Here is a 10,170-nt window from a genome sequence, read left to right as displayed (position 1 = left end):
GGTCGCGTTCGTCATCTCCGCACTGGGGCGCCTCTACTTGCCCACCCGGCTCAGGGGTTCAACAGTCTCACCCGTCGAGAACGCAACGGCCCTGCTGTCTTACGGCCTCTACGCAGCCTCCGCCGGCGGCCCTCCGCAGGGCTACTTCCTCATCGATGATGAGGCCGTGGAGACCGTCGACGCGCGCAGCAAACTGTCCGCCAACACCTGGACGCACCTCGCCGTCACCTACGACGGCAGCACCGCCCGCCTGTACCGAAACGGCACGCTGGTCAACGAAGAAACCATCACCGGCCCGATCAGCACCGACAGCGGAGAGTTGCACATCGGCGGCAACACCATGTACGGCGACTACTTCAAGGGGATCATCGACGACGTCCGCATCTACAACCGGGCACAGACCTCAGCTGAGATCGCTACCGATATGAACACCCCGCTCGGTGGCACAACAGCGTCAGTCGTCGCAGACCGTTCAAGTACTGCTTCTGCTGCAGCTACGGCACCAGCGGACGGATCGGGTATCGAGGAAATCTGCACGCCCAAGACTGCCGCCGTCAGCTTCACTACCCCTGGCACACCTGCACCGAATCCGGTGGAGGACGTCCGGCATCTCACACTGAACAAGGACAGCTTCGTCATCAAATCCGCCATGACCGATCCCACTGCTTGTGATGGATCGCCGTGCACGGTGACGGATTCCACTACGATCAGGATCGGAGGCACCGGCACCAACAGTACGGCTGCTGTCGTTGGATTCAGGCTAGACGAACTTCCCGAGGGCGCTGGCGTTGCCGAGGCCATCCTTAAGCTTGGTACGCCTACCTGCGACGGAGGAGCTTGCCCAGCGGACACGGTGATCACGGTCGCACCACTGAAGAATCCTGTGTCCTCACAGACAAAGGGGTCGGACTTGGCGGGCGACGTCGATCCCGACGTGGAACTGTTCCAGCTGCCGATCAGCGCACCACAGGCCGACATCGCTGGCGATGAGGATCGCTGGCTGATGCTTACCTCCAATAAGGAAGTCTTCCTCAGCTTCGGAGAAGTCTCAGCGACGGAACAGCCATCAATCGTTCTCACTTACCTTCCGGCAGGACCTCCAAGCAAAGTTCTCAACCTAGCTGCACAAGCAGGCGATGGGAGCGCAACCGCGAGTTGGGGCATTCCTGAAACGACGGGAAGCGTCGCCCTTCTCACCGGCTATGACGTTGAGGTAGCTGACGGCAGTGGGACGATCGTCAAATCTCTGGAAGTCAAGGATCCGTACGCAGCCATAACGGGACTAACTAACGCCCAGACCTACACCATCAGAGTGCGGTCCAAGACACCATTCGGGACCAGCGAATGGGAGAGTACTTCCGTCACTCCTAAGGCTGTCCCTCCTCCGCCCGCGGAGAACGATGCCTGCATTCCCTTCTTGGACACGCCACCTGCAACCGCTAAAGCGAGTAGCGAGTCCGGTGCTCAGGAGTACGTCGACCGTGTGAAGCGCTACTACGAAGCGCAAGATGCGGTGCTAGAAGGGCGAGCCGAGACAGTGTGGGACGTTTCCGGAGTGACACCAAGGACACCGAGTACGGCTAAGCTGTCTTTGCTCAACACCGCGTTGGTCGAGCAGAGGGCTGCTTTGGAAAGTTTCGGTCAGAGCCGGACGAACTCAACGGTGACGCTAGAAAACAGTGTGGTGCAGGCCATGCCAGACGGAACGGTACGAGTGCTGGCAACCGTCAAGAGAGCGTGGACTGAGCCCGACCCATCAACCGAATCGAGCAGCCTTAGCGAAGTGGATGGCCAGGTCGAACCGATCGATCCGACGATCAATGTGCACGTGTTCGACCGGTGCGGCAACATGACGGTCATCCAAGTCCCGCTTGAGGTGGAGGAAGACTCAACGGACTTCGGGGACTTCGATGTAGCATATCTTTGGGATAGCAGCGGACCCCCCACGGCCTCTGCGCGAAGCGGTGACGCTTCGGCGTCAGTCGCTGCGGTAGCGGATATCCCGCCTCCTCCTGCTAGCGACAAGTACTGGCAGTACGGTTTCGATTCGATCCCGCTGAAGAAGAGCTGGATTCTCGGTATCGCGATGGCTTCGCATTGGGAGCCGTTCTCGGACTGTTCACCCAGTTCGTGCTCGAACAGAGTCGTCCAGTGGAAACTCGACCCCGTCAGGAATGCCATGAAGTTCTACCCGAGGGGTCGTAGTTGGGGTACTGGCCCCAACGCGCCTGTGGCGAGCTGGACTAACGCGCTGGCTAAGTACATCTTAAAGAACTCCACGGCATCGATAACTGCAACATCCTGCTTCAAAGTCGCCAAAATGAGCACTAGTTCAACAATCGGTTTCAGAGTCGGCTTCGAAGGGGCGCAGGGGACAGGTGATGTAAGCGGAAGCTATCAGGTATCGACGTCGATGGAGGACGTATGCCAGAAAGCAACCGCTAAATGGAAACGTGGTTACGCGAACAAGCCCGTCACTTTCGATCCCTATTTGGGTAGGGGCGAGTGTGCGGACGTAACTGGAAAGTGCCTGATAACGGCTTATCGGTCTGAATTGACCGGCCATCTCACCTTCGCGTACTACACAGATAAGAATGGCAAGAAGAAGACATACCAGGAAGAGCGGGTTGGTATATCCTGCAACTGGGCGGTTCCGAATGGAACAACGGCTGGCTCGCTGAAGAAGAACTGCATCAGGAGCCAGTAATATCGACTGTCGGAACGGGGCGCGATGTCTGTGCCCCGTTCCGGCTTCATCGCGAGAGGCGTGAGCTTGATGATGTACAGAAAGGCAACATCGTTAGGGCTGTGTGCGATGTTGATGGCGGCGTGCAGCGTCGTCGACTCTACTTCGATATATACGGACGTAGATCGCTTCGGCTACGTCACGGCCAACGCTTTTCGCGTGTCTCATCCTGAATACGTTGTTGACTATGGTGACCGCGCCTTCCAGCGCAGACCCGACGAGATGGCTATTGATGTGCATGTCTCGGCGAACATGGAAGGAGAAGGTGCAGTCGCCTCGTTTAGCATTCGCCAAGACGAGGCCTCGGGGCGTATCTCTTATACGATGGGTGGCGACCGCAGGCCGGTGCCGCTAGGAGAAGCCATTCGGCGACTTGACACGCCTGATTCTCGCAAGTTGGCTTCCGCGCTACGCCGGGTGGGAAAAGGTGGCGAACCAGCGAAAGAGGAAGTTGACGCCACGTTACAGCGAGTGAGCCGTGCAAAGAAGGTCACTGCGGTTGTTGAATTGGCTCGCCCGATGACAATTGATGAAATCCGCAGCCATAAGCACTTACCTGTGGACAACGGGGTCTTCTCTCCCGCACTGAGCGAGGTGCCGGTCTACTGGGACAACATGCTAGGAACGTTCTGTCGAATGTGCGGCGGCGACGGTGATGAAATCACGCAGGACTTTCGTCGTTGGGTGGACTCCCTGCAGTCCTCTGATGAGCAGGCGCTTCAGCACTTCGGGTTGAGCGTTGCTCGTCTGAAGGACGCGGCACGGAATGGGAAAATCTATGGCTTCCTTCGGCCGGCCGAAAATCCGTTGCTGCTTCGCAAGCTCCTCAAGCAGGACTACGTTAAGAGCATACATATCGTGCGTATCGCCGATCATTGCACCAAGGATGACCCGAATGAGTGCCAGTGGCCAGAAGACGAGCGACTATACGGATGATGCATAGGGCGCCGCGCTGGCACTCGGCTGTCGTGATCAACCGGCGCGGTCCGGCCAACTGCCGCGCGGCTCCGGGCCAGTCAGCCCGGCCATGTGGTAGCCGGGCGAAGATCGCTACTGAACCGGTGCCCGCCGAGAGCTTGGTGGCTGTTCCTTCATTGCGATTGCTTAAGGCAGTTCTCGGAGCAGCTCGTCAAGCATGCTCTCTACGAGAGCGGATACTGACAACTGGGTCATTTCCCACGTTACGTACGGGAATCGATTGGGGCCTGTCTGCGTCTGCTGTACTGAGGTGAGCATGAAGGAAAGCGCTGACCGCCTCATACGCCTTGAGCTCGTTGGCGCGGTTGGTGAAGCCGTGGCCCTCGTCCGGATAGATGTCGTAGCGGACCTCGACACCACGCTTACGCAGCCGGGCGACGATCTGGTCGGACTCGGCCTGGGGGACGCGTGGGTCGTGGGCGCCCTGGATGACGAACAGGGGAGCGGTGATGCCGTCCGCGTGGGTGACGGGGCTGCGTGCCAGGAGTTGTTCGGCGCAGGTGTCGGGGTCGCCGAGGACGGTCGCGACGAAGGTCTTCCAGGTGGGTGGTGAGGCCTTGGCGAGGGTGACGAGGTTGCTGGGGCCGCAGATGGAGACGCCCGCGACCCACGAGTACGGCAGGCGCGCGAGGCAGGACAGGGCGGCGAAGCCGCCGTACGACGCTCCCATGACGGCGAGGCGGTTGGTGTCAGCCCAGTCGAGGGTTTGCAGGTAGCGGATGCCGTGGTCCAGGTCGTCGAGGTCGATGCCGCCCCAGTCGCGGTAGATGAGCTTCTGGTGGGCGGTGCCGTAGCCGGTGGAGCCGGCGGCGTTCGGGGCCAGGATGGCGATCCCTTGGTGGAGAAGGTGCTGGTAGAGGCCCGAGCGGGCGTAGATGGGACGCTCCTGGGCCTCCGGGCCGCCGTGCACGGACAGCAGGACCGGGTGCGGGCCTGGGCCGTCCGGACGGTAGAGGAGGGCGTGGACGTCGCGGCCGCCGCTCGCCGGATAAGTGATCAGCTCAGGGACGATGGGGTTGATGACGCGCAGGGCGGCGGGACGGGTGTCGGTGAGGTAGCAGAAGTCGTGGTTGGCGAGGTCCAGAACCGCGAGTTCCGCCGGCCGCGCCGCCGAGTCGATCAGGAGGACGGCGAACGAGGCGTCCGGTGCCAGGGACAGTGCCGAGATGACGCCAGGCGGGATGTCGGGGAGCAGGAGCGGGGAGCCGTTGCGTTCGGCGTGCAGGCGGGAGCGGCCGCCCTCGTTGACGGACCAGATGCGTACGCCCGCCGCGACGTCCAAGGTTTCGACGTCCCAGCTCGGGGCGGCGATCGCGTGCAGGGACTTGGCTTCGAGGTCGTAGAAGGCGGCGGCGGTGAAGTCGCTCCAGTGATCGGTGAGCAGGTGGAAGCCGCTGGCGTCCGAGGCCCAGGCACCGGGCTCGAAGACACCCTCACCGAGCGCGGACGTCACGCAGGCGGGCTCGGCATCAGGGTCGTTCAGGTCCGTGAGGTAGACCGCGATGTCGGTGTTAGAACGGAAGCCGGTCGCCAGCAGCCAGCGGCCGTCGGGGGAGAGGCTGACGGCTTCGAACGCGACACCTTCGGGTGGCGTGAAGCGACGGAGCTCGCCGGTCGTCAGGTCATGGACGATGAGGTCCTGGGCGGCCGGATCGCGGTCGTTGGCGGTGTAGGCAAGGAACCGACCGGTGGGGTCGAACGGCGACTCGGCCAGGATGCGCTGGCAGTCCGGGCCCGAGCTGACCTCGCTCGGTTCGCCGCCCTGGAGAGAAACCATGTAGATGCGGAACTGCTCGTCGCCGTTCTCATCAGCGGTGAAGACCAGCTGATCGCCGCTGGGCGTCCAGGCGAACTGCCGTACGGTCCGGTTGTCGAACCCCGCCAGCCGGCGCGGCTCACCACCGGCTACGGGCACCACCCACAGGTCATAGTGGCCGGAGGCGTGGCTGGAGTAGGCGACCAGCTTGCCGTTGGGCGAGAGCGCAAGGGTGCGCTGGAACCGCTGCTGCGGGACGAAGTCCAGGTATCCAAGCATGTGGCAGCCTCTCGAGTCAGTCGATCCAGCCGCGGCGCACCGCTGCGGCTCCTGCGGCGAAGCGGGTCTCCACACCCAGCTCATCGCGAATGGCGGTCCAGTGCCTGCGTACGGTGTTGACGCTGATGTCCATCCGCCGGGCGATCGCCTCGTCGGACAGTCCCTGAGTGAGCAGCTGCAGCACCTGCGCCTGCGCCGGCGTGAGGGGACCGGCGGCCTTCGAGCTGCCGAACGGGATCGCCTTCTCCCACAACAGCTCGAAGTACTCCCGCAGGGCGCCGACGATGACCGGCGAGCGTACGAGCAGCGCTCCGCCCATCCCCGTGGGCGTGAGCGGAAGGAGCGCGACGGCCTCGTCCGCGAGCTTCATCTTCATCCCGATACGGGGGAGCAGCCGCGCTTGCTCACCGGCCGCCACCGCGGCCTCGATCGTCTTCGCGCCGATCGGGTGCTCCGCGCAGCGGGTCTCGTAGATGGCGCGGCACTGCACCTGCCCCTCGAAGACGGGCAGTGGCGCGTACCCTGTGGCGTCCTCAACGGGCGCTTCCAGGACGTAGTTGTCGAGGGTGAGCCAGTCGTGCCGGGCCGCGTTGATGAGTGCGTACGACAGGCGGCTGATCTCGTCTCGGTCGGTGACGATCTGTACGAGCCTGTCCATGCCGGAGCTGGAAGACGACGCCGCCGACGTCTGGTGGAACTCGCTCAGCCGCTTGTGCCCGGCCAGCAGCCGCTCCTGATCGTTGACGAGGCGGCGCGAAAGCTCCGACAGGACGCCTTGAAGCGCGAGCTCGGGCGGTGCGGGAACGAGGCGCGGCGGCAGTAGCGGACCGTCCGGCCGAAGGTGCGCCATCCCGCGAGCGGTCAGCTCCGCAACCTGCTCAGCGCTCCCCAGCAGGGACGCCGCCTCGCCCTCCTGGCAGCCGTCCTCAGCGAGCAGCTTGGAGTATGACGCGAAGATCTCGTCCGGTACGACACCCGCCAGCAGGCGCTGTGCATTGATCTGATTCTGCCCGTCCACTGACACCCCCGAGACAGAGGGTAGTGGCTTAGATGCTTACTGTGATGGTCCTTCGTGGGCCGTGTCGAAGGTGAGTGATTCCGCGCGATGGTGGGTTTTCACCAGCGCGTACGGGGCTCCAGATCCCCGCTGTACAAGGCGATCCCGCGTCCTTGGATGGCACTGCCCCTGGTCAGTAGGCGCCGTGGGGAGTTTCAGGCTCTCCGATTCCGCACCGCGCGAGATCTGATCAGTGCGAACGCTCAAGAGCGGAGAGGGAGGCAACATGCGGCGGCAGTTCGTTGGGGAGACGGCGAGGGCACTGGCCGGACGATCGTCGGCGATACGGAGCCTGGTCGGACTCCTGGTGACGTTCGGTTCGTACGGCTCGCGGCGCCGACGGGCGCAGCGACCCACCGATGTCCGCCCTGAGGCGGAGACAGTCAGCGTGCCCGCAAGAACGGCCCATGAAATCCCGGCGGTGCCCGCTCCACAACCAGAGCCAGCCCCCACGTCGGCGGCCGACCGGCGCGGCCTGATCCGCCTCCTCGGCCAGTGCAGCATAGAGGGGCGCAACCGTACGGCGGGCGGCTGGGGAACCGACACCTGGGCTCTCCTCGGCCTGCTCGCCGAGCACCGCTCCTCCCTGCTCACCAAGGGAGCGGCCTGCGACAAGCTCTGGCCGGAGACCGAGATGCCGCATGACCGGTTCGCCGGCCTGCTCAAGGCGACGCGCGCCAAGATGTGCGAAGCGCTCGGGATGCCAGGCAACTACGGGCGGATCGTCATTCAGTTCATGGGCAGCACCGGCTACCGGATCAACCCTGACCTCTACACCTGCGACGTCTGGCAGATCCGCGACCTCCTCACCGCCGCGGCCCGGGCCAAGGGGCCGGAGAAGGCCGCCGCGCTGATCGCCGCCACGGACCTCTACACCGGCTCCTATCTCCCCGGCGTAGACCTCGGCTGGGCGCGCGGCGCGGCGGACTCTCTGAACCGTGCCGTCGTCCAAGCCCTCGCTCAACTCGCCGACCTGGAGGAGCAGCCCGAAGCCGAGGTCGCTTATCTCGAACGCGCCACCGAACTCGACGGTGTCGCCGAGCATCTGTACCGCAGGCGAATGGAGGTTTACGCCCGCCTCAGCAGGCTGCAGGCGATCCATTACTGCTATGACGAAGTCCTGGAACGGCTGCGCACTCGGGCGAGGAGGCCGTCCCCGCAAACAGAGCAGCTCTATCGAAGGCTTACCGACCTCAGCTGAGTAATTGCTCTACTTGACGGTGGTCGCGGAGGTGAGCGCTTATATAACCCGTGCGTATACGCGGACGCACAACTGAAAGGGGGTGTGGCCCATGCGTTTATTACGCATTGAACCGGCAGTTTCGCCGAGCTAAGTAGCGGCGATTCTGATGCCCTCACTGCCCAGCGTCCTCAAGACCTGAGCAGGTGGCCTCGCAGCCGCGTGCATGCCGCAGTACCCGGCTGCGAGGCCGACCCTCGGCGCAGCCCGCCTGACCTGTCGCCAGGTCACGCTGGCTGCCACATAGAGAGGGACCAGCCGGCTGCTATCCGGCTGGTCCCACCCCTCAGACTACGGGCATGCCCGCCGTGGGAAGGTTGGCTTCCAGAGGTGGGAAGCCCTCGTTGCGCGATCTTTGCGCTCTGCTGCTCCGGCCCGCAGGTCGGTGTGCCGATCGCCCTACCGTTCGGGCTACCGCTTTGACCAGTACCCCTGCGTGGGGGCGCGTGCGCAGGTAGGCGGGGCCGTGCGGGGTACCGGTGACCCGCCCGACTCGCTCTACGAGTCGAATACTCGCCATGAAGCGGCCCTCGATGCTTTATGCCAGCGGCCTGTCACTCCTACGTCTCCACATGTAATTCTACAGCCCCCACCTCCTTTATTGGTGACACCTAATTAGGTAGTTGATCGGCAGGAGTCCCGGATCGGTCCGTGATTTCCCGCCTGGTCAGGCGTTCGCGAGCCGCCCTTTTTTACCAACGCGCTGCCGAATCGGCTTGCTTCGCATTCGACGTCGAGAAATAGTCGTCTTGTACGAACGAAATGGCCCCGGAAAATTCCGGCGCACGACACCAGTACAAGGAGAAAAAATGACAGCGAACACGGTGGCCGAGAAGGCTGAAACCTCGGCCGAGTTTCGCCCTGAAGGCGCTGCGGCCAAGGTATGGGAAGCATTGATCGCCACCCCGGCCGCATCCGTCACGATGATCGCCGAGGCGGCCGGGGTATCGCGTCCGACCGCGACGAAGGCACTGACGGCGTTCGCCGAGGCGGGCCACGCCAGCCGCACCCCCGGGGGACGTTCTGAGGAAGGCCGCCCCCTACCTGACCAGTGGTCCGCGATCCTCCTCGACACCACATCGGAGGAGGACGACGACGTCCCGCCGGACACAGCCGCTGACGCCAGCATCGAGGACCCGACCACGCCCGAGACGGAGCAGCAGAGCACCGCCATATCGCTCGCCGACGCCATGCGCCTCCTGGAACAGGAGGAGGCCCGCCGCACGGAGGCCGAGGCCGAGCTGGCCAGAGCTCAGGCAGAGGAGGAGGCCCGCCGCCAGCAGGCCGCTGAGGCCCTGGCGAAGGCCCGCAGGATCGAGGACACGCGCCGCGCCCTGACCGACCTGCTCAACGCCGTCACCACCACTTACGCGGCCCTCCTGTCCGATGATGACACGGCGTTCACCACGGGCCTGGAGGCCATCTACAGCGGCACCACAGAAGTACGGAAGGCGACCCGCGCCACCCAGCCCAAGACCGCCGCCGGGTGGGGCTCCGCGCGGGGCGGTGACCGCAGCACACCCAGGCCCCTGCGCCCGGACGTGGTCGCACACCTGACGAAGTACCCCGACCTGACGTTCACCGCCAACGAGATTGCCAAGGTGCTCGGCCGTTCCTCTGGAGCGGTCGCCAACGCCCTGGACACCCTCGCGCGCAACGGCGAGGCCGAACTCGTCAGCGAGCACCCCAACCGTTTCCGCGCCGCGAAGCCGCAGGACGCGTAGTCATCGGCCCTGACACGAGAGGAGAAACCATGGCCGACGAGATGTTCACCCTGCTGGGGTGGGCATGGGATGTAGACCTGGCCACCCGCCTGGCCCGACGCCACCCAGTACGCCCGGCTGCTATCCGGACGTTGACCGGCGTCAAGGACCTCATCCGCATCGATCCCAAGCACGCCGCGACGGTCGACGTGACCAAGCCCATCCTGATCGTCCCGCTCCCGTGCGCCCTGCCACCCGGCAACCGCCTGGTGATCGACGGCTGGCACCGCATACACCGCGCCCTCGACCTGGGAATGGACAAGCTGCCCGCGATCCTCCTGGACCCGGCCGACGAACGCACCTGCCGCCTACGGGGCGGCGACATCTGACGCACGGCGCGCATAGGCGGGG

The 10,170-nt window shown here is 64.2% G+C and carries 7 protein-coding genes; 5 read left to right on the top strand and 2 right to left on the bottom strand.

Annotation, left to right across the window (positions count from 1 at the left end; all coding sequences use genetic code 11):
- Both AB0K18_RS49370 and AB0K18_RS49365 read left to right on the top strand, forming a co-directional pair.
- On the top strand, nt 1-2,707 hold a 2,707-nt coding region (locus AB0K18_RS49370; protein ID WP_364929849.1), incomplete at its 5' end, for a LamG-like jellyroll fold domain-containing protein.
- 60 nt (nt 2,708-2,767) lie between these two features.
- Nucleotides 2,768-3,682 carry a hypothetical protein gene (locus AB0K18_RS49365; RefSeq protein WP_364929846.1) on the top strand — a complete coding sequence of 305 codons (915 nt, stop codon included), beginning with the start codon at nt 2,768-2,770 and terminating at the stop codon, nt 3,680-3,682.
- A gap of 193 nt (nt 3,683-3,875) precedes the next feature.
- On the opposite strand, the gene AB0K18_RS49360 is transcribed toward AB0K18_RS49365, so the two are convergent.
- Nucleotides 3,876-5,759, bottom strand: a complete 1,884-nt coding sequence (locus tag AB0K18_RS49360; protein ID WP_364929844.1) for a S9 family peptidase — start codon at nt 5,757-5,759, stop codon at nt 3,876-3,878.
- Between the two features lie 16 nt (nt 5,760-5,775).
- A complete protein-coding gene (locus tag AB0K18_RS49355) occupies nt 5,776-6,777 on the bottom strand; it encodes a helix-turn-helix transcriptional regulator (protein WP_364929841.1) in 1,002 nt (333 codons plus the stop codon).
- Nucleotides 6,778-7,042: 265 nt separating this feature from the next.
- Here AB0K18_RS49355 and AB0K18_RS49350 point away from each other — a divergent pair, with 265 nt between their 5' ends.
- From AB0K18_RS49350 to AB0K18_RS49340, 3 genes are all read left to right on the top strand, one after another.
- Nucleotides 7,043-8,017, top strand: coding sequence for a bacterial transcriptional activator domain-containing protein (locus AB0K18_RS49350; RefSeq protein ID WP_364929838.1), 975 nt, complete (start codon nt 7,043-7,045; stop codon nt 8,015-8,017).
- 848 nt (nt 8,018-8,865) lie between these two features.
- Nucleotides 8,866-9,780 carry a hypothetical protein gene (locus AB0K18_RS49345; protein ID WP_364929835.1) on the top strand — a complete coding sequence of 305 codons (915 nt, stop codon included), beginning with the start codon at nt 8,866-8,868 and terminating at the stop codon, nt 9,778-9,780.
- A 29-nt stretch (nt 9,781-9,809) separates the two neighbouring features.
- The gene (locus AB0K18_RS49340) at nt 9,810-10,148 is read left to right on the top strand and encodes a hypothetical protein (RefSeq protein ID WP_364929832.1); all 339 of its coding nucleotides are present in this window, start codon (nt 9,810-9,812) and stop codon (nt 10,146-10,148) included.
- Nucleotides 10,149-10,170 lie beyond the last annotated feature (22 nt).

This window comes from Nonomuraea sp. NPDC049421, from assembly GCF_040677005.1.
In the GTDB taxonomy this organism is placed as follows: domain Bacteria; phylum Actinomycetota; class Actinomycetes; order Streptosporangiales; family Streptosporangiaceae; genus Nonomuraea; species Nonomuraea salmonea.
The sequence above is the reverse complement of the archived record's forward strand: the minus strand, read 5'-3'. Positions and strand labels throughout refer to the sequence as shown.